Source organism: Mesorhizobium sp. P2_F8 (genome assembly GCF_056403655.1).
This window is the reverse complement of the sequence record NZ_JBFUFB010000006.1, coordinates 403,944-425,553: the sequence shown is the minus strand read 5'-3', so window position 1 is coordinate 425,553 and position 21,610 is coordinate 403,944. Positions and strand designations below refer to the sequence as shown.

Annotated in this window: 26 protein-coding genes, 1 tRNA gene and 1 pseudogene; 11 read left to right on the top strand and 17 right to left on the bottom strand. The window is 61.1% G+C overall.

What is annotated here, in order from left to right; genetic code table 11:
- Positions 1-46 precede the first annotated feature (46 nt).
- Both AC1DZP_RS17685 and AC1DZP_RS17680 read left to right on the top strand, forming a co-directional pair.
- A complete protein-coding gene (locus AC1DZP_RS17685) occupies positions 47-1,684 on the top strand; it encodes a CTP synthase (protein WP_477304113.1) in 1,638 nt (545 codons plus the stop codon).
- A 134-nt stretch (positions 1,685-1,818) separates the two neighbouring features.
- A complete protein-coding gene (locus tag AC1DZP_RS17680) occupies positions 1,819-2,358 on the top strand; it encodes a DUF1697 domain-containing protein (protein ID WP_477304112.1) in 540 nt (179 codons plus the stop codon).
- Between the two features lie 38 nt (positions 2,359-2,396).
- On the opposite strand, the gene AC1DZP_RS17675 is transcribed toward AC1DZP_RS17680, so the two are convergent.
- Positions 2,397-3,854 carry an NCS1 family nucleobase:cation symporter-1 gene (locus AC1DZP_RS17675; protein WP_477304110.1) on the bottom strand — a complete coding sequence of 486 codons (1,458 nt, stop codon included), beginning with the start codon at positions 3,852-3,854 and terminating at the stop codon, positions 2,397-2,399.
- A 297-nt stretch (positions 3,855-4,151) separates the two neighbouring features.
- Between AC1DZP_RS17675 and AC1DZP_RS17670 the strand changes: the two are divergent.
- Positions 4,152-4,316, top strand: a pseudogene (locus AC1DZP_RS17670) (DUF982 domain-containing protein); the annotation flags it as partial.
- Between the two features lie 8 nt (positions 4,317-4,324).
- Here AC1DZP_RS17670 and AC1DZP_RS17665 read toward each other — a convergent pair.
- Positions 4,325-4,477, bottom strand: coding sequence for a hypothetical protein (locus tag AC1DZP_RS17665; RefSeq protein ID WP_477304197.1), 153 nt, complete (start codon positions 4,475-4,477; stop codon positions 4,325-4,327).
- Positions 4,478-4,577: 100 nt separating this feature from the next.
- Entirely contained in the window at positions 4,578-4,937 is a 360-nt protein-coding gene (locus tag AC1DZP_RS17660; RefSeq protein ID WP_477304108.1) for a YybH family protein, read from the bottom strand.
- An 82-nt stretch (positions 4,938-5,019) separates the two neighbouring features.
- Here AC1DZP_RS17660 and AC1DZP_RS17655 point away from each other — a divergent pair.
- Positions 5,020-5,096 (top strand) — tRNA-Ala (locus tag AC1DZP_RS17655).
- Positions 5,097-5,187: 91 nt separating this feature from the next.
- Here the strand turns inward: AC1DZP_RS17655 and AC1DZP_RS17650 are convergent.
- Both AC1DZP_RS17650 and AC1DZP_RS17645 read right to left on the bottom strand, forming a co-directional pair.
- Positions 5,188-5,967: an MBL fold metallo-hydrolase gene (locus tag AC1DZP_RS17650; RefSeq protein ID WP_477304193.1), complete on the bottom strand. Its 780-nt coding sequence runs from the start codon at positions 5,965-5,967 to the stop codon at positions 5,188-5,190.
- Positions 5,968-6,052: 85 nt separating this feature from the next.
- Positions 6,053-6,421 carry a nuclear transport factor 2 family protein gene (locus tag AC1DZP_RS17645; RefSeq protein WP_477304106.1) on the bottom strand — a complete coding sequence of 123 codons (369 nt, stop codon included), beginning with the start codon at positions 6,419-6,421 and terminating at the stop codon, positions 6,053-6,055.
- Between the two features lie 163 nt (positions 6,422-6,584).
- On the opposite strand from AC1DZP_RS17645, the gene AC1DZP_RS17640 reads away from it, so the two are divergent.
- A complete protein-coding gene (locus tag AC1DZP_RS17640) occupies positions 6,585-7,469 on the top strand; it encodes a LysR substrate-binding domain-containing protein (RefSeq protein ID WP_477304104.1) in 885 nt (294 codons plus the stop codon).
- Between the two features lie 202 nt (positions 7,470-7,671).
- Positions 7,672-8,670 carry a tRNA dihydrouridine(20/20a) synthase DusA gene (gene dusA / locus AC1DZP_RS17635; protein WP_477304102.1) on the top strand — a complete coding sequence of 333 codons (999 nt, stop codon included), beginning with the start codon at positions 7,672-7,674 and terminating at the stop codon, positions 8,668-8,670.
- Between the two features lie 15 nt (positions 8,671-8,685).
- On the opposite strand, the gene AC1DZP_RS17630 is transcribed toward dusA, so the two are convergent.
- Positions 8,686-9,390 (bottom strand): TIGR02281 family clan AA aspartic protease, encoded by a 705-nt coding sequence (locus AC1DZP_RS17630; RefSeq protein ID WP_477304100.1) that lies wholly within the window; start codon positions 9,388-9,390, stop codon positions 8,686-8,688.
- 13 nt (positions 9,391-9,403) lie between these two features.
- Complete coding sequence (locus AC1DZP_RS17625; protein ID WP_095091520.1) at positions 9,404-9,637, bottom strand: DUF1289 domain-containing protein; 234 nt, start codon at positions 9,635-9,637, stop codon at positions 9,404-9,406.
- A gap of 198 nt (positions 9,638-9,835) precedes the next feature.
- Here AC1DZP_RS17625 and AC1DZP_RS17620 point away from each other — a divergent pair, with 198 nt between their 5' ends.
- The gene (locus AC1DZP_RS17620; protein ID WP_477304191.1) at positions 9,836-10,834 is read left to right on the top strand and encodes a nicotinate-nucleotide--dimethylbenzimidazole phosphoribosyltransferase; all 999 of its coding nucleotides are present in this window, start codon (positions 9,836-9,838) and stop codon (positions 10,832-10,834) included.
- Positions 10,835-10,859: 25 nt separating this feature from the next.
- On the opposite strand, the gene AC1DZP_RS17615 is transcribed toward AC1DZP_RS17620, so the two are convergent.
- Entirely contained in the window at positions 10,860-12,380 is a 1,521-nt protein-coding gene (locus AC1DZP_RS17615) for a sensor histidine kinase (RefSeq protein ID WP_477304098.1), read from the bottom strand.
- A 74-nt stretch (positions 12,381-12,454) separates the two neighbouring features.
- On the opposite strand from AC1DZP_RS17615, the gene AC1DZP_RS17610 reads away from it, so the two are divergent.
- From AC1DZP_RS17610 to AC1DZP_RS17595, 4 genes are all read left to right on the top strand, one after another.
- Positions 12,455-13,075, top strand: a complete 621-nt coding sequence (locus AC1DZP_RS17610; RefSeq protein WP_095091522.1) for a thermonuclease family protein — start codon at positions 12,455-12,457, stop codon at positions 13,073-13,075.
- Between the two features lie 51 nt (positions 13,076-13,126).
- Positions 13,127-13,738, top strand: coding sequence for a glutathione S-transferase (locus tag AC1DZP_RS17605; RefSeq protein WP_477304096.1), 612 nt, complete (start codon positions 13,127-13,129; stop codon positions 13,736-13,738).
- On the top strand, positions 13,678-14,403 hold the full coding sequence (locus AC1DZP_RS17600) for a uracil-DNA glycosylase family protein (RefSeq protein ID WP_477304094.1): 726 nt from the start codon (positions 13,678-13,680) through the stop codon (positions 14,401-14,403). The genes AC1DZP_RS17605 and AC1DZP_RS17600 overlap by 61 nt, the downstream gene beginning before the upstream one ends.
- A gap of 109 nt (positions 14,404-14,512) precedes the next feature.
- A complete protein-coding gene (locus AC1DZP_RS17595) occupies positions 14,513-15,004 on the top strand; it encodes an Lrp/AsnC family transcriptional regulator (protein ID WP_006205209.1) in 492 nt (163 codons plus the stop codon).
- A 14-nt stretch (positions 15,005-15,018) separates the two neighbouring features.
- Here AC1DZP_RS17595 and AC1DZP_RS17590 read toward each other — a convergent pair whose 3' ends face one another.
- The 9 genes from AC1DZP_RS17590 to mobA form a co-directional block, all read right to left on the bottom strand.
- Positions 15,019-15,588: a DUF3299 domain-containing protein gene (locus AC1DZP_RS17590; RefSeq protein WP_477304092.1), complete on the bottom strand. Its 570-nt coding sequence runs from the start codon at positions 15,586-15,588 to the stop codon at positions 15,019-15,021.
- Between the two features lie 63 nt (positions 15,589-15,651).
- Positions 15,652-16,215: a GNAT family N-acetyltransferase gene (locus AC1DZP_RS17585; RefSeq protein WP_477304090.1), complete on the bottom strand. Its 564-nt coding sequence runs from the start codon at positions 16,213-16,215 to the stop codon at positions 15,652-15,654.
- Positions 16,175-16,879 carry a DNA alkylation repair protein gene (locus AC1DZP_RS17580; RefSeq protein WP_477304088.1) on the bottom strand — a complete coding sequence of 235 codons (705 nt, stop codon included), beginning with the start codon at positions 16,877-16,879 and terminating at the stop codon, positions 16,175-16,177. Before AC1DZP_RS17580 ends, AC1DZP_RS17585 begins: the two co-directional genes overlap by 41 nt.
- 8 nt (positions 16,880-16,887) lie before the next feature.
- Positions 16,888-17,757 (bottom strand): NAD(P)-dependent oxidoreductase, encoded by an 870-nt coding sequence (locus AC1DZP_RS17575; RefSeq protein WP_477304087.1) that lies wholly within the window; start codon positions 17,755-17,757, stop codon positions 16,888-16,890.
- 104 nt (positions 17,758-17,861) lie between these two features.
- Positions 17,862-18,731, bottom strand: coding sequence for an ABC transporter permease (locus AC1DZP_RS17570; protein WP_477304085.1), 870 nt, complete (start codon positions 18,729-18,731; stop codon positions 17,862-17,864).
- A complete protein-coding gene (locus AC1DZP_RS17565) occupies positions 18,728-19,447 on the bottom strand; it encodes an ABC transporter permease (RefSeq protein WP_095091530.1) in 720 nt (239 codons plus the stop codon). The genes AC1DZP_RS17570 and AC1DZP_RS17565 overlap by 4 nt, the downstream gene beginning before the upstream one ends.
- A 75-nt stretch (positions 19,448-19,522) precedes the next feature.
- Positions 19,523-20,308, bottom strand: a complete 786-nt coding sequence (locus AC1DZP_RS17560) for an ABC transporter substrate-binding protein (protein WP_095091531.1) — start codon at positions 20,306-20,308, stop codon at positions 19,523-19,525.
- Between the two features lie 157 nt (positions 20,309-20,465).
- The gene (mobB, locus tag AC1DZP_RS17555) at positions 20,466-20,975 is read right to left on the bottom strand and encodes a molybdopterin-guanine dinucleotide biosynthesis protein B (protein WP_477304083.1); all 510 of its coding nucleotides are present in this window, start codon (positions 20,973-20,975) and stop codon (positions 20,466-20,468) included.
- On the bottom strand, positions 20,972-21,604 hold the full coding sequence (gene mobA / locus AC1DZP_RS17550; RefSeq protein ID WP_477304081.1) for a molybdenum cofactor guanylyltransferase MobA: 633 nt from the start codon (positions 21,602-21,604) through the stop codon (positions 20,972-20,974). The genes mobB and mobA overlap by 4 nt, the downstream gene beginning before the upstream one ends.
- Positions 21,605-21,610: the final 6 nt, after the last annotated feature.

The window sequence follows — 21,610 nt, the reverse complement described above, 5'->3', positions numbered from 1 at the left end:
TGCGGCGGTTTTTTCTCTGGCGGAATCAATCCGGCCGCGTTAAGCGATGACTCCCATGGCGCGATATGTATTCATCACAGGCGGCGTGGTTTCCTCACTTGGAAAAGGCATTGCCGCAGCGGCCCTTGGGGCTCTCTTGCAGGCGCGAGGCTATCGCGCACGCATCAAAAAACTCGACCCCTACCTCAATGTCGATCCAGGCACGATGTCGCCGTACCAGCATGGCGAGGTTTTCGTCACCGATGACGGTGCGGAGACCGATCTCGATCTTGGCCACTATGAGCGCTTCACCGGCCGCTCGGCCAACCAGCAGGACAACATAACAACCGGCCGCATCTACAAGAACATCATCGAGCGCGAACGGCGCGGCGACTATCTCGGTGCCACCGTGCAGGTCATTCCGCACGTTACCGACGAGATCAAGAATTTCGTCCTCAACGGCAATGACGACTATGATTTCGTGCTGTGCGAGATCGGTGGCACGGTCGGCGACATCGAGGCGATGCCGTTCCTCGAGGCGATCCGTCAGCTTGGCAACGACCTGCCGCGCAACAACGCCGTCTACGTGCATCTGACGCTGATGCCCTACATCCCGACGGCGGGTGAGCTGAAAACCAAACCGACCCAGCATTCGGTCAAGGAACTGCGCGGCATCGGTATCGCGCCCGACATTCTGCTGGTTCGCGCCGACCGCGCCATTCCGAAGGAAGAGCGCAGAAAACTGTCGCTGTTCTGCAATGTGCGCGAAAGTGCTGTTATCCAGGCGCTCGACGTGCCGCATATCTACGACGTGCCGATGGCCTATCACAAGGAAGGGCTTGATTCGGAAGTGCTGGCCGCGTTCGGCATCGATCCGGCACCGAAGCCGCGCATGGAACCCTGGCAGGCGGTGTCCAACCGCATCCACAATCCGGAAGGCGAGGTCACCATCGCCGTGGTCGGCAAATACACTGGCCTCAAGGATGCCTACAAATCGTTGATCGAGGCGCTTTCGCATGGCGGCCTGGCCAACCACGTCAAGGTCAAGCTCGACTGGATCGAATCGGAGATCTTCGAAAAGGAAGATCCGACGCCCTGGCTGGAAAAGGTGCATGGCATCCTGGTTCCCGGCGGCTTTGGCGAGCGCGGCTCCGAAGGCAAGATCCTGGCGGCGAAGTTCGCGCGTGAACGCAAGGTGCCGTATTTCGGCATCTGCTTCGGCATGCAGATGGCCTGCATCGAGGCCGCGCGGTCGCTGGCCGGCGTCGAGCATGCCTCATCGACCGAATTCGGCCCAACCGAGGAACCGGTGGTCGGCCTGATGACCGAATGGCTGAAAGGCAACATGCTGGAGAAGCGCCGGGAAACCGGTGATCTCGGCGGCACGATGCGGCTCGGCGCCTATCAGGCCGATCTCGCCAAGGGTTCCAAGATCGCCGAGATCTATGGCGATACGCAGATTTCCGAGCGCCATCGCCACCGCTACGAGGTCAATATCGATTACAAGGAGCGGCTCGAGGATTGCGGCCTGGTGTTTGCCGGCATGTCGCCCGATGGCGTGTTGCCAGAGACGGTCGAATACCCCGACCATCCCTGGTTCATCGGCGTTCAGTATCATCCGGAACTGAAAAGCCGGCCGCTCGACCCGCATCCGCTGTTCGCCAGCTTCATCGAGGCGGCAGTGGAACAGAGCCGGCTGGTGTAACGACTTCTGGCTGGCTAGAGCATGATGCCGAAAAGTGTGAAGCGGTTTTCGGACGAAATCATGCCCGATCTCTTTGATTTGGATGCGGATTCAAATTTCAGGTCGATTCGACCTGAAATCATCCGGGTCTAGCGATGCAGACCTATGTCGCGCTCCTCTACAGCATCATCCTGGGCGAGGGACGGCGGCTCGTCATGACCGACCTGAAGGCGATGGCGGAAGAGCTCGGCCTGAAGAAAGTTCGCACCTTGGTTGCGACCGGCAACCTGGTCTTCGAGACGTCGGCAACGGCCGTCGCTGATCTGGAGCAACGGCTGGAAGCAGCCTTCGAAAAAACCTTCGGCCGGCATGTCGATATCATCGTGCGCGGTGCCGAGGACTGGCGGACGCTTGCCGCCGGCAATCCGTTCCCGGGCGAGTCGGCCGAAGCCGGCGACCAGGTGGCGGTGCGCGTGATGCGCAAACCCGCGCCCGTGGATGCTGTAGCGGCGCTCCAGGCCTATGCCGCCGCGGACGAGAAGGTGATGTCGGTCGGTGGCGACATCTGGGTTGTTTTTTCGCGTGAGAGGCCCAGTTCGCGGCTTCTGGCGGCAACGAGCCACAAACGTCTGGGCGTCGGCACGTCGCGCAATTGGAACACGGTGCGCAAACTGGCCGAAATGGTCGGCGCATAGGATCCGGGGCGGCTTTGCGCCGCCCCGGACGATGCCTGTCAGGCCTTCGCGGTCTTGGCGCCAGCGCCCAAAGCCGCAGTGCGCAGTACGTAGTAGATGGTGCCGGCGATGCCAACGCCGAAGAACCAGCCATAGACACCCCACCAGGACGGCAGCCAGTTGGTGAAGTTGGGCAGGATCGACGAGAAGATGGCGCCTATGCCGGCGGCAATGAAGGCATTGACGTGCCAGCCGCCCTGGAAGCGGAACTCGCCGTCCTCGCGGTAAAGTGCTTCGACGTCGACCTCACTTTTGCGGATCAGATAGTAGTCGACCATCATCACCCCGAAGATCGGTCCCATCGTCGCGCCGATGATGTTGACGAAGGAGGCGGCACTGCCTTCCCACGGCGCGAAGGGGTAGAGCACCAGCGCGATCAGCGCCGCGATATAGCCGCCCTTCTTGAAGTCGATTTGCCTGGGAAAGACGTTCGAGAAGTCGAAGGCCGGCGACACGAAGTTGGCGACGACGTTGATGCCAAGCGTCGCCACGGCGAAGGTCAGAGCCGCAAGGGCTGCCAGGAACCAGCTGTCGAATTTCGCCGAAATCTGGTCGGGGTGCAGCAGCACCTCGTGATAGACGTCGTAGGCGGCAATGGTGGTGACGCCGGCGACCAGTGAGAACAGGATGAGGTTGACCGGCAGGCCCCAGATGTTGCCCTTGCGTAGCGACGCCTGATCAGGCGCATAGCGGGCGAAATCGCAGAAGTTGAGATAGAGCGCCGAAAAATAGGTCACCCAGATCGCGGCCACCGCAAACAGCGCGGTCCACGAGCCCGGCGTGCCCGGCACGCCCGCATCCTTGGTCTTCTCCAACAGCACGTCCATCGGGATGTCGCTGGTGAAGGCGAAGGTTCCGGATTTGAGGCACAGGTAAATCGCCAGCATCAGCATCATCACCCAGACCGCCGGACCCGCCCAATCCTGGAAGCGGCGAACCGTCTCCATGCCGCGCTGGATGATCAGAAGCTGCAGCGCCCAGATGACGACGAAGCAGATCACTTCGAGGCCGGAATGACCGAGGAAATGCGAGTTGGCGTTGAGATCGGCGAACCATTGCGAGCGGATCAAGAGTGCCACGATGGCGCCGGAGGCTGCCGACGTCTGCGCGCCGTACCAGAAGCAGGCGACGATGGCGCGCACCAGCGCCGGTATGTTGGCGCCCCAGATGCCGAATGAGGCGCGGGCGAGCACGGGATAGGGCACGCCAGTCTTCACGCCGGCATAACCGACCATGTTCATCAGCGCGTAGATGATCAGCGAGCCGATGCCGATGGCGATTATGAAGTTGACGAAGCCGCCACAGAACAGGAACAGGCTGGCAGCCAGGTAGTAGCCCCAGAGGCTGTGAACGTCCGACGTCCAGACGTTGAAGATCGAGAATGGTCCCCAGTTTCGAATTTTGGCCGGAGCCAGATCCTCGTTGTACAGATCAGGTGAAGCACCCTGTATTGTCATTGCAATGTTCCCCTTTTGCAGCACGCGCCCTCACGCGTTGGCCGCACGCAGGGTAAGCCTGACGTCGGGGAACGGACAAGCAACCTATTTGCCGGCTTTGGCCTTAAAGATATTCAATGAGAACTGCGATTATCGACGGGGCGCAATGGTGGGCCGTTTTGCGTTTGCCGGTCGAATGATTCGAAATTCGGCATATGGCGAGTTTTTATGATTCCGCTTCTTTACACGGAACCAAACCGTGGATGGTACGTTTCGTAAGGTTCGATCGCGTGCATCGCGGTCAACCGGGAGGAAATAATGGATTATCTGCACTTCTTTTCGCCTGTGCGGATTTCGCGCGGGCAGGGGTATCCTGCTGAAGAAATCGATAGTGTTGCCGAGGCCATGGTGTTCTTGAGGAAATGGCCGACAGGACGGCGCGGTCCAGTCTATCAGTGCGCGCTCAATTGCTGCTCGGCCGCAATGTCGGGTCAGATGTCGCCAGAGGAAGCAAGGAAAGCGTTCACAGGCTTTGCCCGCATCACGCGCCTTCTCGACGATGACATGGCGTTGCCGGCAGCCAGCGAAAGCATGGCAAAGGTGTACGCGCTGCGGCGGTAAGGGCCTGTTGTCTTGACGGTCATGCGAGGGTCTCGCGCCGTGACGGCGCGGGTCCTGGTTTGAGGTGTGCTCCGTCAATCACTGTCGAAAGCTCCTCCGGATCAGATGCTTGCCTCTGGTGGCTCAGGTGACGGAATAACGGTCGATCACCCATAACCAGGTGCCGTCGCGTTGCCGACGGGCAACCTCGCTGGTCACGTCGCCATCGGGAAGTCGGGTCGATGTGAGGGCAAGGTCGCCGCAAACGAGCGCCGGCCGCTGCTCGCCCACGGCAAACTTCCGTCCGGACGCGACGATCTCCGCATAGTAGCTGCGAATGGCCTCCTTGCCGCGCAGCAAATTTCCGCCGCCGCAGTCGATCACCGCATCGGGTTCGAATAAGGCCGTCATGCCGTCGACATCGCCCGCATGCTGCCGCGAAACCAACAGGGGCTCCAGTTGCTGGGGATCGTAGACAGGTTTTCTGTCGGCTGTGTCGTCCACGCTGGCCTCCGCACGTCATCCAGTCGGAACCTTATCGCAAAAGCTCTAGGCGTGTCGGACCAGGGACTAGAGTAAGCAGGATGCACCCGTAGCTCAGTTGGACAAAGCGCTGCCCTTGCAAGGTGGAGGCCAAACGTTCGAATCGTGTCGGGTGCGCCACTTCGGTATAAAACTGGGAACCTCGACGCGTTGCGCGAGCGCATGCAAATGGTCTCGCCAGTACTTTCCATCTTCGTTCTGCAACTGGCGGCTACACGGCCGAAACAAATGCATATCCGTGCCCCTCTTTGACTATTCTGCCGATGCCTGGTCGTCCTAGGTGGGCGCCGGCTAGCCAAGTATTTGCCCCCGCTGCGTCTTGGAGCAGCTCGATCCGGCTAGCCCTCGCCATGGACTCGTCAGCGTCATAGGCCCAAGTAAGCTCGGGACGAGCAAACTGTGCAGCAGGAACGTGGATCAGGTCGCCGCAGAATAAAATATCGTCCTCGCCAGTGCTGAGGAGATAGCCCATATGGCCCGGAGCATGCCCGGGTATCGCCACCGCCAGCAAATGTTCGTCCAGCCGGTCTCCTCCACTGATTGGGGCCAGGAGTGGCCGAAAATCCGCTAGTCGTGGCTCGGCGAGGAAATCCTCAACGGCGTCCTCCCCAATCACGATCTTGCTCAAGTTTCTGAATGCTCGCCGCCCGTCAGGCGCAAGAAGACCGTTGATGTGGTCGCCATGGGCATGGGTGAGGGCGACCATCGTGATGGATGATGTGTCGATGCCTGCCTCGAACATGGCCTCCTCGAGGTGGCCCATGGACGGCTCCCAACTTCCCCCCGCCCCACAATCTATCAAGATGCGGTCGATGCCGGAGCGATCGAGCAAGAAGCAGTTGACCGAAAGTCGAACGAGCCCCTCTTCCCGTTGAGGCGATGCTGTCTGCGTATATATCTTGTCGTTCGGATCTCTGAGCAATTGGGCCGGCAGGTCGACATATCCGTCGGAGAGCGACCAAACCTTCGATGATCCCGAAGCACAGGCCATGGTGTTGGCGCTTTGAGACAGCAATTTCGCGGGGCAACCTGTCATGCGGGGGGAATTTAATCTTCTAGTACGGGACTTGAAGCCGTTACGTTTTCGAGGTCACCACCTTCTGAACGATCTTCCAGGTTCCGTTGACCTTCAAGCATGACAGGAGGTCCGTGAAGTGGTGTGGCGGTACCCGCAATCTTACCTTCAGAAGCGCGAGGTCTCTCTCGACGTCAATTGATAGGATCTCGTCGTCACGCTCCACGCCTTGTTGTTTTGGAGCTTTTGTGTTGCGGACAACTGCAAGCCATATCGCAACCGGCGTCACGCCCACGTCGCCGTCGTCGGCGACCTTCGTCACGGAGCTCGAGGGATGAAATACGGATGCAAATTTCCCAGCATCCATTTCATAGGCGGCGTCAAAATAGGTCTGTGCCAGGGTGCGCAAAGCGCGAACATCGGTATCCATGGGTCACCTCGTTGTTACGTCCAACCATTCCATACACGCGGCAATCGCGTGACGAGCACCAGGCAAGCCGGAGTCGACTTTCTGTCGGTCAAACCTAGGACAAGGGCACTTATGAGACTAGATATGCTGCACAGGATGGTGTCATGAGTGAGATTCATAAATCATGGGAAATGAACTGAATGAACTCGCCGCGTTTGCAATCGTCGCCAGCGAGCGAAGCTTTACACATGCTGCCGCGAAGCTGGGCGTCTCCCAGTCCGCCCTGAGCCACACCATCCGGAGACTTGAGCAGCGGCTGGAGCTCCAGCTTCTTGCTCGGACCACCAAGAGTGTAGCGCCAACCGCTGCGGGCGCAGCTCTTTTGAAGGAGCTGTCTCCGGCGCTTGAGCAAATTACTCGTGCGCTAGACAAAGCCCGAAGCGTTCGCCACCGACCTGCGGGACGTCTTAGAATTGTGATGTCACGGTCGGCTGCGACGATGGTGTTGTTGCCGAGGCTCACAGCATTCGCCGAGGCTTACCCTGACGTCGTTCTTGACGTTGTCACTGTCACTGGTCCCGTCGACATCGTCGCGGGCGAGTTCGATGCCGGTATTCAACTCGGCGAGTATATTCAAAAGGACATGATCGCGGTGCGCGTCTCGCAGGAGTTGCGTTTGGCGGTAGTGGGATCGCCCGGCTATTTTGCGTCACGAAGCATTCCTCGGAAGCCCAAGGATCTAAATGATCATCGATGTCTAAACCTGCGTCTTCCGAACGGTCCGTATCGGTGGCAGTTCGAGCAGGGACGCAAGGCGATCACAATCGGTGTGAACGGCCCGCTCGTAATCGACGATACCAACCTGGTGATTCAGGCGGCGCTCACCGGAGCCGGCCTTGGGCTCGCTTATGAAGAGCAGGTTGCGGGGCATGTTGCTGAGCACCGCCTCATTCGAGTGCTTGAGAACTGGACGCCCCCCATTCCTGGCTTCTTCATGTACTACCCCAGTCGCCAGCATCAGCCTGCTGCACTAACTGCGCTGGTAAACACGCTGCGATGCACTAAATAGCCGTCGCGCGGAGGCATCAAGCAGTCAGGATCCGGCCGGGGAGGTTCTAAATATGGCATCGATGATTACCTGGAGCTGAAATCCTCGTGTATTGGTGGCCCCCCTCGACGGAAGGCGGTGCCGACTGCCTATGATTGAATGGGAAAATTCGATAATTTCGTGTGCACTTGGCAGGGTCTAGCGATTTAATGTTAAAGGAAAAATGCTGAAAAATCAGGAATTTAGAATAGCCATTGCGCCCATGATGGATTGGACGGATCGGCATTGCCGGTTCTTCCATCGCCAGCTGACCAGCCGTGCGCTGCTTTACACCGAGATGGTGGTGGCCGACGCGGTTATCCATGGCGCGCGCGAGCGGCTGCTTGGCTTCGATGCGGCGGAGCATCCCGTCGCCTTGCAGGTCGGTGGCTCAGATCCCGGAAAACTCGCCGAGGCGGCGCGCATCGGCGAAGCCTTTGGCTATGACGAGATAAACCTCAATGTCGGCTGCCCGTCCGACCGCGTCCAGTCGGGCGCTTTCGGCGCCTGCCTGATGAAAGTGCCTGACCTCGTCGCCGACTGCGTCGCCGCGATGAAAGCGGCGGTGGCGATTCCCGTCACCGTCAAATGCCGCATCGGCGTCGACGAGCAGGACCCCGAGCCGGCGCTCGATACGCTGGCGGACGGTGTTTTCGAAGCCGGCGCCGACGCGCTGTGGGTGCATGCCCGCAAGGCGTGGCTGGAAGGGCTTAGCCCCAAGGAAAACCGCGACATCCCGCCGCTGGACTATGGCCGCGTCTATCGGCTGAAGGCCAGAAAACGAAACGAATTCATTGGCATCAACGGAGGCATCCAGTCGATCGAAGAGGCGCGGGCGCATCTCGACCATGTCGACGGCGCCATGCTTGGCCGCGCCGCCTACCATACGCCCGGCATCCTGGCCGACGTCGACGCCGCCTTCTACGGCGTCAAGTCCGATGCGTTCGATTTCGCCGCGCTGATCGATGCCATGGCAGAGTACGCGGCCCACCATATCGAACAGGGCGGGCGGCTTGGCCATGTCACCCGCCATATGGTCGGACTGTTCCATGGCTTGCCCGGCGCGCGCCGCTACCGCCAGATCCTGTCCACCGATGCGACCCGGCCCGGTGCCGGACCGGACGTGCTGAAAACGGCCTTCGCAGCCGTCGAGTTCGGTGGAGCGGCGGCCGAAGCGGCCTGACGCGTTAGGTTGGGGTCAATCCCTGAGGATCATGCGGTCGCCGCGCACATCGAACCCCGACAACGAACCGATGAAGTTCATGCCAAGCAGGCTCTGGCTGAGCATGCCGGGTGCTGCAATCATCACCGGCATGTCCTTGCGCACGATGCCGCCGATCGCCAGTTGATCGGTCTTGACGGCCGCGGCGCGCGCCATGCCGTTGGCGGTTGAGACCGGTATGGTGTAGTTGAGCGCCGCTGGATTGAATCCGGATGCCTGGGCGTCCTCGGACGTCAACACGGTGCTGGTCGCGCCGGTATCGACCACGGCCCGCACTGGATTGCCGTTGACCAGGATGCGGGCTTCGAAATGGCCGTTGTCCGCCTTGTCGAGTGTCACCGTGGCGTGGCCGTCCTCGACGCCCAGAGCCAGCGGGCTGCCGGGAACAAGGCCTGCGGTGACGCGGCTGGCAACGTCCTGCAGTTCGTATCGATACTGGTAGCCGGCGATCAGCGCGAGCGCGATGGCCGCCCAGGCGCCGAGGTTGCGGGCCATGGCGCCCAGGGGCCTGCCTGAGCGAAGCAGGCCGGCGCCGACCAGCGCGCCAAAGGCGCCAAGCCAGATCAGCCGACCAAAATCGTAATTCTCGACGCCGAGCGTGCTGCCGGCGGAATCGTTGAGCATGAGCAGGACTGCTCCCACCCCGATTGCGGCAATCAGTATCCAGAACAGGCGGTTCATCTGTGTGGTCGCCTCACGAAAGCGCGTCGCGTTCGCGCGTCATGCGAGCGCGGCGCGTTTCCCGTCGCGGCCGACGCTCGACCGTTTCCAGACGGGCAGGCAATTCAGCCATGACGGAGCGACGCGTTTCGGGCGTCATGCCGATCCAGGCGCCGATTTCCTCGCGCGTGCGTCCGCAACCGAAACAGAAGCCGGTTTTCATGTCGATCGAACAGACGAGGATGCACGGGGATTCGATGACCGTCATGTCTTTCTCTTGAGGGTTCCGTCCGGAATCCCTTGTTCCATCTCCACATGGTGCAACCGCAAAGCCAATGCAAGCCCTCGCAATTGCGCCCTTCGCGGCGACCTTTGCGGCAAATGCATGAGCATGATCCAGGAAGGTTGTGCCAACCACGCAAGGCGGCTATGCCGCTCACCAACTCAGGGAATGAATGCCGACGACATGACCAGCGCGCTGCCTTTCGATGATTTTCGCAACCTGCTGGCCAATTTGCCGGCGGCCGACACGACAGCCGAGGTCCGTGTTCGAACGCTGTTTGCCAAGGCCGACAAGCCCGTCAATTCGCTTGGTCGCATCGAGGACATTGCCGCCTGGCTCGCGGCCTGGAGCGGGCGGGCTCCACCCGCCGTGACAAGGCCTTTGATGGCGGTCTTCGCCGGCAACCATGGCGCCACCCGGCATGGCATTTCGCCACGGCCGGTGGCGGCGACCGCCAACGCAGTCGAGCTTTGTGCCGCCGGAGGGGCTGCCATCAACCAGATCTGCATTGCCAATGATCTCGGGCTGAAGGTTTTCGATCTCGCCCTGCACATCCCGACCGCCGACTTCACCGAGGATGCCGCATTGGACGAGCGCGGTTGCGCCGCCACCATGGCCTTCGGCATGGAAGCGATCGCCGGCGGCACCGACCTGCTTTGCCTCGGCGACCTCGGCGTCGGCAACTCCACTGTTGCTGCGGCCCTGTTTGCGGCGCTGTTCGGAGGCAAGGGCGCCGACTGGGTCGGCCCGGGATCCGGAGCCGGTGCGGCGATGCAGGTGCGCAAGGCTGAAGTGGTCGATGCGGCACTTGCCTTTCACGGCGGCCATCTCGGCGACCCGTTGGAGGCGCTGCGCCGGGTCGGTGGTCGGGAGTTCGCGGCGATCGCCGGCGCCATCCTCGCCGCACGGATGCAGAAGATACCGGTTCTGCTCGACGGATTTGCGGCAACGGCGGCTGCAGCAGTGCTGCATGCCGCCAACCCCACGGCACTCGACCACTGCCTTCTTGCCAGCGTGTCGCCGGAGCCCGCGCATGCTCGGGCCGCCGAACGCCTCGGTCTTCGCCCGTTGCTCGACCTGGGCATCGGCCATGGTGAGGGGGCAGGGGCCGCTCTTGCCGCAGGCCTGGTCAAGGCAGCGGCGCTGACCAGTTCAGGCATGGCGGCGGCCGTTCGGGGTTAGACGCCAGACACACGAGTGAAGTCTGCTATCGCCGCCGCGCCGCCACCGCCGCGGTCGGCAGCGCCGGCAGTTCTTCCATCACCCGGCTCAGCGGGAAGATGGCGATCGCTTCGGTGCCTTCGCGCAGCTTGGAATGAAGTTCGAACTCGCCGCCATGCATGGCGAGCAGGCCTTGCACGATCGGCAGGCCGAGCCCGGTGCCTTGCTCGGCGCTCTTGATGGCAATCGACCCCTGACCGAAGGCCGAGAGCACCACCGGGATTTCGTCCTCGGGGATGCCGGGACCATTGTCCTTGACTGAAATGTACTGTCCGCCACCCGCTGTCCAGCCGACGCGAACGCGGATTTCGCCGCCGCTGGCGGTGAACTTGATGGCATTCGACAGTAGGTTGAGCGTGATCTGCCGCACCGCCCGTTCGTCGGCGAACAGGCGCAGCAACTCATGCTCGAAATCCTGGATGACGCGGATATCCTTGTTGCGCGCCCTCAATTCCATCATGTGACAGCAATCCTCGACGATGTTGAGCAGCATCACCGGCTCCTCGTTGAGCTGGTAGCGGCCGGCCTCGATGCGCGACAGGTCGAGGATTTCGTTGATCAGGTCGAGCAGGTGCTGTCCGGACTCGTGCACGTCATGGGCGTAGTCGCGATAGGTCGGGTTGCTCATCGGTCCGAGCACCTCGTTCGACATCACCTCGGAAAAGCCAAGAATGGCATTGAGCGGCGTGCGCAGTTCGTGGCTCATCGAAGCGAGAAACCGCGACTTCGCAAGGTTCGCGTCTTCCGCCCGCCGCCGCGCTTCGTCCGACATCGATTTCGCCGTCTCCAGTTCGGCGACCAGCGCATCCTTTTCGGAGCGGAACGACAACAGCATCAGGGACGAGCGGTTGAGGTGGCGGGCCACAAAGGCGAAGAAGGGCAGCGACACGACCAGCAGCCCCGCCATGATCGCCCCGACCGGCATCCACAGCTTGGCGCCCGCATAGGCGTAGAGCGCCACCGGAACGGCAAAGGTCGCCAACAGGGCGCCACCCAGGGAGGAGGTCATGACAGCGGTCGCCGCCATGGCGACCAGCAGCACCACTGCTTTGACAACCTGGAACTGGTCGGGCAGGCAAGTGCTGCAGCCAAGCCAGACGAACCACCCCCAGCCGAGACCGCAAAGAAAGTGGCCGATCAGCAATTCTCTTTGTGTTTGCAGGGGGTTGAGCTCGGAAGCTTCAGTGCGCTCAATGCGCCGCGCCAGGAAGGTGACGATGATGTAGCAGGCGAGCGTGAACAGGGCCCAAAGGCCGATCTCATTGCCGACGCCGGTAAACCGGCCGGCTGCCGCGATCGCCAGGACGAGCAGCGGGATGGCGATGGCGCCGCTTGTCATCGCGCGGGCGTGGAGCTTCAGGAGTTCGCGATCAAAGTCGGGATTGCCGGCCTGCTGCGAAAGACGGTCGCGCGTCTTGCGCACCGCGCGCGCGACATCGCTGTTGCGATGAGGTTTCCTGCGGTCCACAATGAACTTGTCCGCTGTGTTCGAGCGTTGCAAGGGCATGAAACTTCAATTTATGCGAGCAGCGGTTTCCAAGTGTTAAGCTACGTTCGAATGATTAACCAACCGTTTGCCATATGAGCCGTTCATGGGGCACGAGGCCGCGCCGCAGATACGCTGCGCCACCCCGAAGCTTGGGGCGCCGGCTGATGGATTACGGGCTTACCGTCATCATTCTCGGATTGCTGATCCTGTTGGCGGCTCGTCTCGACCGGGTGGAAACACGCAAGACGGAGGGTGTGGCAATCGTCAACGATGGCGATTCCATCACGCTTGGCGCCGAGCGTGTCCGTATGCGCGGTATAGACGCTCCAGAATATACGCAGACCTGCCGCAGGAATGGCGCCGACTATCCCTGCGGCACGCTTGCGCGCCAGGCGCTGGTGCGACTGATCGCCGGCAAGCCCGTCTCCTGTACCGGCTGGCAGCGGGACCGCTACGGCCGGTTGCTTGGCAACTGCACCGCCGGCGGCAAGGATCTCAACCGCGCGCAGGTGGAGGCGGGCTGGGCGGTTGCGTTTGGCGGCTTCGAGAGCGAGGAGGCCACGGCCCGTGCGGCAAGGGTCGGCATGTGGGCGGGTACATTCGACCGGCCGCAGGACTGGCGCGACAGCCATCACGGCGAAGTCGTCGAGAGAAAGCATGGCACGCTGGCGTCGATCGGCGATGCCGTGCGTGAGATTTTTCGGTTCTGGTAAAGCCCGTAAGGGGCTGAACTCTATGGTTGTCGGGAAACCGGGAGGATGGGAATGAAGTTGTTCGACGGTGGCCGCGCACCCAATCCGAGGCGGGTCCGCGTTTTCCTGGCCGAGAAGGGCATTACTGTTCCGCTGGTGCCCATCGACATGGGCGCGCTGGAGCACAGGAAGCCGTCGGTCAGTTCGCGTAACCCTTTGCAGCGTCTGCCGGTGCTTGAACTCGACGACGGCACCATCCTCACCGAATCCGTCGCCATCTGCCGTTATTTCGAGGAGTTGCAGCCCGAACCGGCCCTGTTCGGGCACGGCGCGCTCGGCAAGGCGCAAGTCGAGATGTGGCAGAGACGGATGGAATTCAACCTGCTCAGTTGCGTCGCCCAGGCCTTCCGTCACATCCATCCGGCGATGAAGGAATGGGAAATTCCGCAGATTGCCGAATGGGGGGAGGCCAACAAGCCCAAGGCCGTGGAATTCCTGAGGCTGCTGGACGATGAGTTGGGCAGGCGGGAGTTCATCGCCGGCGACAGCTATTCGATTGCCGACATCACCGGCCTGATCGCCGTCGACTTCATGAAACCGGCACGCATCAGGGTGCCGGACGAATGCGCCAATGTGTTGCGCTGGCACCAAGCCGTTTCCAGCCGGCCGAGCGCCGCCGCCTGACCATGATCTTGAAAAGTGGAAGCCAGTTTTCGGACGAGATCATGAACGACGAGGATGCGCTCGAAAGCTTCGCCGAGACGGTTCGCGCTTGCCGCATCTGCGTCGAAAATCCGATCGGCAAGCCACTGCCGCACGAACCGCGACCGGTGTTGCGACCATCGTCCAGCGCCCGCATCCTGATCGCCAGCCAGGCGCCGGGAACCAAGGTGCATATCACAGGCATGCCGTTCACCGACGCCTCCGGCGACCGCCTGCGCAACTGGCTCGGGGTGACGAGCGAGGAATTTTACGACATCGAAAAGTTCGCCATCGTGCCGATGGGCTTTTGCTTTCCCGGCCAGGATGCCAAGGGTGGCGACTTGCCGCCGAGGCGCGAATGCGCGCCGGCATGGCGCGCGCCGTTGATGGCGTTGATGCCGCGGATCGATCTGGTGCTGACGATCGGCATCTATGCGCAGGCCTGGCACATGGGTGCCGTGCGCCGACCCTCGCTGACCGAAACGGTGATGGACTGGCGTGCCATCTGGGATCAGCCCGGCAGCCGGAAAGTGCTGCCGCTGCCGCATCCGTCGTGGCGCAACACCGGTTGGCTGAAGAAGAATCCATGGTTTGAAATGGATTTGCTGCCATTCCTGAGATCGGAAATCCGCTATCGTCTCGATTGAACTTTCAGCAAGAAATCACTCGCTTTTTGGCCGATCGGCAGAATTTCTTTCTTGTGAAAGGCTCCAATAAGGCGGAATATAGCCAATCTATTCCCCCGGAGAGAAAAAGATGGACCGCCTCGATAGAAAAATTCTCCGCCTCTTGCAGGAGGACGCGACACTCGCGGTCGCCGACGTTGCCAAGAAAGTCGGGCTGTCGACGACACCTTGCTGGCGGCGCATCCAGAAGCTTGAGGAAGAGGGCGTCATCAAGCGGCGCGTCGCCATCCTCGACCATGAAAAGGTCAATGTGCGGGTCACCGTCTTCGTGTCGATCCGCACCAATTCGCACAGCCATGAATGGCTGCGGCGGTTTTCCGAGGTCATCCAAGAATTTCCCGAAGTGGTCGAGTTCTACCGCATGAGCGGCGATGTCGACTATCTCTTGCGCGTCGTGGTGCCCGACATCGCCGCCTACGATGCCTTCTACAAACGGCTGATCGCCAAGATCGAGATCCGCGACGTGTCGTCGTCCTTCGCCATGGAGCAGATCAAATACACGACCGAGATCCCACTGGATTACATGGTGCTGGACAAGGAATCGGGCGCCAACGCCGCTTGAGCTGACCGGACTTCTCAGTTCTTTTTCTTATTGAGGAAGCTCCAGGGTGAGTTCACCGGCAGAGTGATCGTGTCCGGCACGCTGTCGACGCTCACCACATCGGCTTTGCGCACGGTGTAACCGGACTGGATGACGCTGACACCATCGAGAATGAACAGCTGGCTTTTCTCCATATCCGGCTTCAGCGCGCCGGTGACGGCAACCGGCTGATAGGCCTCCGACATCTTATAGGGGTGGGATGGCGTGACCAGCACGATCTGGTTGGGCGGCGGCGTCGGCATGTGGCTGCAGGCGCCCGTCCAAGGCACCAGCAGGAACTGATAGACAAGGTCGCCGTCGCGATCGACGGGCAATGCATAGCCTGCCAACTGGATAGTCTTGTCCTGCAGATTAAGCGACAGCGTCTCGCCATGGTCAGGCAATTTTGCCGCGATCATCGGCAGCCCGACGTTTTCGGCTGCGGTCTGCGTCGCCGGGCGCAGATCCTTCCAGAGTATGTGTGCGGTCTCGGCCGAGGCATCGGCGGTAAGGGCCACAAACAGCGCGGCTGCGAGCGCTATGGATGATCTGATATCGTTGCTCATTGGCCGCTTCCTTTGGACCCGAGTAGAGACGCCGTTGCCAATGGCGTCAACGCTCGAGCCGCATCACATGTCTGCGAGAACCGGCCATGCCGATCTCGTGGAACCCGCGCGCCGCAAACATGTCGCGAAAGCCCATGAAGCTGTAGCTCGGCGATGCCTGATCGACCGGATAAGCCTCGATCGTTCCGGCCCCCTTGGCGAGGCGTGATCGATGGCGCCGTCGAGCAGCGCGGATGCCAGGCCACTTCCGCGCAAAGCCCTTGGCACGTAGAAACAAACGATCGACCAAATATCGGTCTCGCTGTCGTCCTGTTCGCGTGAAAGCTTGCGATAGGTCTGGCGTGGTGCGACCGAGCACCAACCAACGGTCTTGCCATCAAGATGGGCGAGGATTCCGACCGGCGTGCCGGCATCGACAAGCGCCATCATGGCCCGCCTTTTCTCGTCGCTCTCGACATGCTCGCGGCTGGGCAGATGGCGCCACGCCATGCACCAGCAATATTTCGGTGCGCCCGGCTGTTCGAACAGGGTTTCGAAATCCGCGCGTGTCGAGCGCGTCACTTCCGTAAAGCGGATTTCAGGTCCGTCAGCCTTTCCTGGCGGCGAGGCGCTCGATCGTCCTGGCATCCGATAGTTCCTTCACAGCATCCTTGCCGATCCAGCGCGCCGTCTTGTCGGTCGATTGCGCGAGCCTTTCGGCGACAGCGAGTGCAGCACCGTGCATATCCATCGATCGCTTGCCTATCGAACGAAGGGCCCAGTTGATGCCCTTCTTCACGAAGTTGCGGCCGTCGGTGGCATGCGCTTCGATGATGGGCAGGAAGGCGAGAAAGGTCGCTTCGGGCTCTTTCTTCCGGTGGGCGACGGACCAGGCCATCATGGCAAAAGCCGTGCGTCGAACGAACTCCCGTTCGTCGGCCGCGAACTCGCCGATCAGTTCTTTCCAGGCGTCAGTGTCGACGAAAAGGTCCGAGACGCCATCGACGATATCCCAGGAGTCGAAACTCGACGCCCATTGCCTTGCATCGTCGGCCGAAAACCGCTTCGGGTCGGCCGTGACGGACGCAATGAACTGCGCCTCCATGATCCCTGTCTGCCACAGCGCGAAAGCGCGCTCATGGTTGCGTTTGATTTTCCTGGCAATCTGCCGCTGCACGCCGTGCGAGATGCCGAGCGCACGTTCGATCTTGATGCCGTAGCGCAGCATGCCAAGGCGATTTTCCTCCGAGCCGATCGAGCGCAGATGCGCGACGATTTCGTCGGCACTGGATTGGGGCGAAAGCTCGGTCATCGCGAACCTTATTTTTCCAGGCGCGCCAGCAGCGAGGACGTATCCCAACGCTTGCCGCCCATCGCCTGCACATCCTTGTAGAACTGGTCGACAAGTGCTGTCACCGGCAGTTTGGCTCCGTTGCGGTCGGCCTCGGTCAGGCAGATGCCAAGATCCTTGCGCATCCAATCGACGGCGAAGCCGAAATCATATTTGCCGGCATTCATCGTCTTGTGCCGGTTCTCCATCTGCCAGGAACCGGCCGCACCCTTGGAAATCACCTCGATCACCTTCTCGATGTCGAGCCCGGCTTTCTTGCCGAAATGGATGCCTTCTGCCAGGCCCTGCACGAGGCCGGCGATGGTGATCTGGTTGATCATCTTGGTGAGCTGGCCAGCACCGGCCGATCCCATCAAGCCGATCATGCGCGCATAGGCATCGATGACGGGCCTGGCCCTGTCGAAAGCGTCCTGTTCGCCGCCGACCATGACCGTCAGTACGCCATTCTCGGCGCCTGCCTGGCCGCCGGAGACCGGCGCATCGAGAAACGAAAAACCACCGGCCTGCGCGGCCGCCGCCAGTTCGCGCGCGACCTCGGCCGAGGCCGTTGTGTTGTCGATGAAGACCGAGCCTTTCTTCATCGATTTGAAGGCACCTTCGGGACCTGTCGTCACCGAACGCAGATCGTCATCATTGCCGACGCAGGAGAAGACGAAATCCTTGCCCTCGGCCGCCTCCGCCGGCGTCGGCGCGAGGCTGCCGCCATGCTGGCCAACCCATTGCTCGGCCTTGGCCTTGGTGCGGTTGTAGACGGTGACGTCATGGCCACCCTTGTTCCTGAGGTGCCCGGCCATCGGATAGCCCATCACGCCAAGACCGAGAAATGCCACAGATGCCATGATTTTACCCTTCAGACGGAAACGAAATTTGCTGCGAAAGCTCTAGGCTCTGCGCTCAATTCGTCAAGACGCCTGTGGGCTGATTGACTGGTGCAGGGAATTGGTCAACGCTTCAGGTGGATGGTGATCCGGCGTTCGATCCATTCAATGCCATGACGCAATATCTCGACCATGACGAGGTAGACGACGGCGACCCAGATATAGGCCTGAATGTCGAAGGAGTTGGCGAAGGCGAGCTTTGCGTTGCCCATCAGGTCGTAGACGGTGATGATGGCAACGATGGCCGAAGCCTTGATCATCAGGATCAGCTCATTGCCATAAGGCCGCAAGGCAACGATCAACGCCTGCGGCAGGATGATCTTGCGCAAGGTCTGCAGTTTGTGCAGGCCCAGGGAAGCAGCGCCTTCCCACTGGCCCCTGGGCACGCTCTCGATGGCGCCACGCAGGATTTCGGCCTGGTACGCGGCGGTGTTGAGCGCAAAGGCAAAGACGCCGCAGTTGAATGCATCCTTGAAAAAATCCCAAAGCGTGAATCGGGCGACGGACAGCCCATCGCTAAAGACGGGAAGGTAGATGCCGAATTCGCTGAGTTGCGGCCGGAAAGAGCCGACGCCGTAATAGACCAGAAACGTCTGGACCAGCAGCGGCGTGCCACGGAAAAAGTAGACATAGCAATAGGCGAGGCCGGATAGGATTCGGTTCTTAGACATGCGGCCGTAGGCGACAGGGAGCGACAGTATGGCGCCAAGCACCATCGCTATGGCGACCAGCGACAGGGTGACCCCAAGCCCGCTCAGATAGGCCGGCGCATACTTGGCAAAGAAGGCCGGATTCCAGGCAAGGACGAGATAGGCAACAATGCCCAGGCCGAAGGCCATCCACAGGCCGACGAGCGCATAGCCGGCGATGCGGGGACGCGGCCAGCCCCGCGCCCGTGGCGGTGGCCGTTCGACCATCGTGGCTGTAGCGCTCATCGTTGTGCCTCCCGCCGGCCGAGCGAGCGCAGGATGGCGCTGGTGGCGAAGGACGACACAATGGCCAGGCCGAGAAAGACCAGGGCCGCCACGCTGTAAAACAGGAACGAGTGCTTGGTGACGCGAGCCGCCACACCGGCATTGCGCAGCGTCTCGGCGAGACCGACGACCGACACCAGCGATGTATCCTTGAGCAGACTAAGCCAGCAGTTTTCCAGGCCGGGAAACGCGATACGAAGCAGCTGCGGCAAGATAACCTTGCGCATGGTCAACCAGTTGGAAAGGCCAATGGCATAGCCGCCCTCATACTGGCCCTTCGGTATGGCGCGGAATGCCGACAGGAAAACTTCGCTGGCATAGGACGAGAAGATCAGGGAAAGCACGATCATGCCGGCGACGAAGCCGTTGACGTCGATGGTCGCGTCGGGCCGGAAATACCGGATGAGATGCTGCAGCAGAATTGGCACGCCGAAGAAAAACAGGAAAAGCGTTACCAGTTCCGGCAGGCCGCGGAAGACCGTGGTGTAGATGTTGGCGGCGAGGCGCAGCGAGGGTTCTTCGGACTGTTTGGCGTATGCAATGAAAAAGCCGATTGTCAGCCCGATCGGCAACGTGGCGAGTGCGAGCGCGACGGTAACCAGGGCGCCATAAGCGATATCATCAAGCCAGCCATCGGGTCCCCAACTGAGAAGTGTCCATAAGCTCTGGGCTGGCATTGACTGGTCTTGTCTCCACGGCGATCACAGAAGACCTAAAGGCGGCGGGAGACCCCCGCCGCCTTTGTCATATTATCAGGATTCGGCGCCGAAGACGTCGAACTTGAAGTACTTGTCGTTGATTTCCTTGTACTTTCCGTTGGCGCGAATCGCTTCGATGGCCGCATTGAACTTGTTGACGAGATCGGTCTCGCCCTTGCGTACGGCAATGCCGGCGCCCGGTCCGAAGATGTCGACCGGTTGCGGCGACGGCTGGCCGAGAATCTTGCAGCATGCGCCATCAGGCGAATCCAGCCACTGCTGAAGCACAACAATATCGTCCTCGATGGCGTCGAGGCGACCATTGGCAAGATCTGCCTGCTCCTCGGGGCTGCTCGGATAGCCCTTGACGGTGCTGTCAGTGTAAGTCTTCGAAGCATAGTTGAAATGCGTGGTCGTGGTGGCGACACCAATGGTCTTGCCAGCGAGATCTGCCTTGGTCACGCCTTTCAGCGTGCTGTCTTTAGGCACGGCCAGGGCCGACGGCGTGTTGTAATATTTGTTGGTGAAGTCGACCTTCTCCTTGCGCTCCGGCGTGATCGACATCGAGGCGACGATGGCGTCGAACTTGCCGGCCTGGAGAGCGGGGATGATGCCGTCCCAATCCTGGGCGACGAAGGTGCACTTGACCTTCATCTGGTCACAAAGCGCCTTGGCGATATCGATGTCGAAACCGACGAGCTGGCCATCGGCGGTGAGGTTGTTGAAGGGTGGGTAGGCGCCTTCGGTGCCGATCCTCAGGGTCTTTTCCTGGGCCTGGGCTACGCCGAGCGTCAGCAGCGCAGCCGATGCGGCAAGCGCGATACGCAGTGCAATACGCATGATAGTCCTCTCTTTATGGTCCCGGCCGTCGTTCCAAACGGCTCTGTGGGGCGGTGCTTTTGACCGCCCGCTGGCGCGATACTCCCACTCTTTCCAAGAAAAAAGCAACTGCAAAACCGCAAAAATGGGCAAGGCTATTCTGCCGCTGCGTTAGCTCTCAAGCAACGAGCCCAATGTCCCGCTCGATGAAGTCGGCTATTGATTTCACATCGTCGAGATCGAACACCGGCAAGAGCTCGCCTTCGGTCGCAAAATCGGCGGCGACAGCGACGATGTTGGGATCCGTTGCCGATAGCGGTGTGCGGTCCTTCGCTTCCAGCCGTCGGGTTTCGATCTTGCGGTGGGCTTCGCGCTTGTAGCCTTCGACCAGCACCAGATCGCACGGCGCGAGCCGAGACAGGATCGCCTCCAGCGTCGGCTCATTCTCACCGCGCAGTTCGTGCATCAGCGCCCAACGGTTTCCTGACACGATCGCGACTTCGGTGGCGCCAGCCTGCCGGTGGCGGAAGCTGTCGGCGCCCGGCTTGTCGATGTCGAAGTCATGATGGGCGTGTTTCACCGTCGACACCTTCCAGCCGCGCCGGACAAGTTCGGTGACCAGCCTTTCGGTCAATGTCGTCTTACCGGAATTCTTCCAGCCGGTGATGCCGAAGACGCGTCTGTTCATGATTTCATGCTCCGCAACAAACGTTCGGCCTGAACAAGATCATCGGGCACATTGATGTTGAAGAAAGGGTCGACCGGTTGGCCTGCGGATTGCGGAACCAGGAATTCCACCTCGACAACTCCATGCCGGTCGATGAAGGCCGAAACACGCCTGATATCCTCAACGACCAGAAAGTGCCGCAAGGCGTCGCGGCAGTCCGTCGGCCACAGCGCGAAGGTCGGATGCCGCTTGCCGGCCGAGCAAGCAACGGCAATCGAACCGGCACGTCGATCGGTTGCTGTCGCCAGTCGTTCGACAAGATCCAGGGGCAGGAAGGGCGTGTCGCCAGCAGCGGTGACGACAGTCTTGCAAGCCGTGTTGGCGGCGGCCCATTCGAGGCCGGTCAGGATTCCGGCAAGCGGTCCGGCAAAACCAGTCACAGTGTCGGCAAGCACTGGCAGCTCGTAGCGTGAGAAGCGTGTGGCGTCGCCGTTGGCGCTGAGCGCCAGGGGGGCGACCTGCGGGCCAAGGCGCGACACGACCTGGTCAAGCACGCGACCGCTACCAAGCGGCAACAGGCTCTTGTCGCCACCGCCCATTCGTCTTGATTGGCCGCCGGCCAGAATGATCCCTGCAACATCTCGCTTCATGCCACC

Excerpts from the sequence above, each read along its gene's own strand:
- AC1DZP_RS17685 (WP_477304113.1), top strand. The coding sequence starts at position 47 with ATGACTCCCATGGCGCGATATGTATTCATCACAGGCGGCGTGGTTTCC.
- AC1DZP_RS17680 (WP_477304112.1), top strand. The coding sequence starts at position 1,819 with ATGCAGACCTATGTCGCGCTCCTCTACAGCATCATCCTGGGCGAGGGA.
- AC1DZP_RS17675 (WP_477304110.1), bottom strand. The coding sequence starts at position 3,854 with ATGACAATACAGGGTGCTTCACCTGATCTGTACAACGAGGATCTGGCT.
- AC1DZP_RS17665 (WP_477304197.1), bottom strand. The coding sequence starts at position 4,477 with ATGACCGTCAAGACAACAGGCCCTTACCGCCGCAGCGCGTACACCTTT.
- AC1DZP_RS17650 (WP_477304193.1), bottom strand. The coding sequence starts at position 5,967 with ATGGCCTGTGCTTCGGGATCATCGAAGGTTTGGTCGCTCTCCGACGGA.
- AC1DZP_RS17645 (WP_477304106.1), bottom strand. The coding sequence starts at position 6,421 with ATGGATACCGATGTTCGCGCTTTGCGCACCCTGGCACAGACCTATTTT.
- AC1DZP_RS17640 (WP_477304104.1), top strand. The coding sequence starts at position 6,585 with ATGGGAAATGAACTGAATGAACTCGCCGCGTTTGCAATCGTCGCCAGC.
- dusA (WP_477304102.1), top strand. The coding sequence starts at position 7,672 with ATGCTGAAAAATCAGGAATTTAGAATAGCCATTGCGCCCATGATGGAT.
- AC1DZP_RS17630 (WP_477304100.1), bottom strand. The coding sequence starts at position 9,390 with ATGAACCGCCTGTTCTGGATACTGATTGCCGCAATCGGGGTGGGAGCA.
- AC1DZP_RS17625 (WP_095091520.1), bottom strand. The coding sequence starts at position 9,637 with ATGACGGTCATCGAATCCCCGTGCATCCTCGTCTGTTCGATCGACATG.
- AC1DZP_RS17620 (WP_477304191.1), top strand. The coding sequence starts at position 9,836 with ATGACCAGCGCGCTGCCTTTCGATGATTTTCGCAACCTGCTGGCCAAT.
- AC1DZP_RS17615 (WP_477304098.1), bottom strand. The coding sequence starts at position 12,380 with ATGCCCTTGCAACGCTCGAACACAGCGGACAAGTTCATTGTGGACCGC.
- AC1DZP_RS17610 (WP_095091522.1), top strand. The coding sequence starts at position 12,455 with ATGAGCCGTTCATGGGGCACGAGGCCGCGCCGCAGATACGCTGCGCCA.
- AC1DZP_RS17605 (WP_477304096.1), top strand. The coding sequence starts at position 13,127 with ATGAAGTTGTTCGACGGTGGCCGCGCACCCAATCCGAGGCGGGTCCGC.
- AC1DZP_RS17600 (WP_477304094.1), top strand. The coding sequence starts at position 13,678 with ATGCGCCAATGTGTTGCGCTGGCACCAAGCCGTTTCCAGCCGGCCGAG.
- AC1DZP_RS17595 (WP_006205209.1), top strand. The coding sequence starts at position 14,513 with ATGGACCGCCTCGATAGAAAAATTCTCCGCCTCTTGCAGGAGGACGCG.
- AC1DZP_RS17590 (WP_477304092.1), bottom strand. The coding sequence starts at position 15,588 with ATGAGCAACGATATCAGATCATCCATAGCGCTCGCAGCCGCGCTGTTT.
- AC1DZP_RS17585 (WP_477304090.1), bottom strand. The coding sequence starts at position 16,215 with ATGCCAGGACGATCGAGCGCCTCGCCGCCAGGAAAGGCTGACGGACCT.
- AC1DZP_RS17580 (WP_477304088.1), bottom strand. The coding sequence starts at position 16,879 with ATGACCGAGCTTTCGCCCCAATCCAGTGCCGACGAAATCGTCGCGCAT.
- AC1DZP_RS17575 (WP_477304087.1), bottom strand. The coding sequence starts at position 17,757 with ATGGCATCTGTGGCATTTCTCGGTCTTGGCGTGATGGGCTATCCGATG.
- AC1DZP_RS17570 (WP_477304085.1), bottom strand. The coding sequence starts at position 18,731 with ATGAGCGCTACAGCCACGATGGTCGAACGGCCACCGCCACGGGCGCGG.
- AC1DZP_RS17565 (WP_095091530.1), bottom strand. The coding sequence starts at position 19,447 with ATGCCAGCCCAGAGCTTATGGACACTTCTCAGTTGGGGACCCGATGGC.
- AC1DZP_RS17560 (WP_095091531.1), bottom strand. The coding sequence starts at position 20,308 with ATGCGTATTGCACTGCGTATCGCGCTTGCCGCATCGGCTGCGCTGCTG.
- mobB (WP_477304083.1), bottom strand. The coding sequence starts at position 20,975 with ATGAACAGACGCGTCTTCGGCATCACCGGCTGGAAGAATTCCGGTAAG.
- mobA (WP_477304081.1), bottom strand. The coding sequence starts at position 21,604 with ATGAAGCGAGATGTTGCAGGGATCATTCTGGCCGGCGGCCAATCAAGA.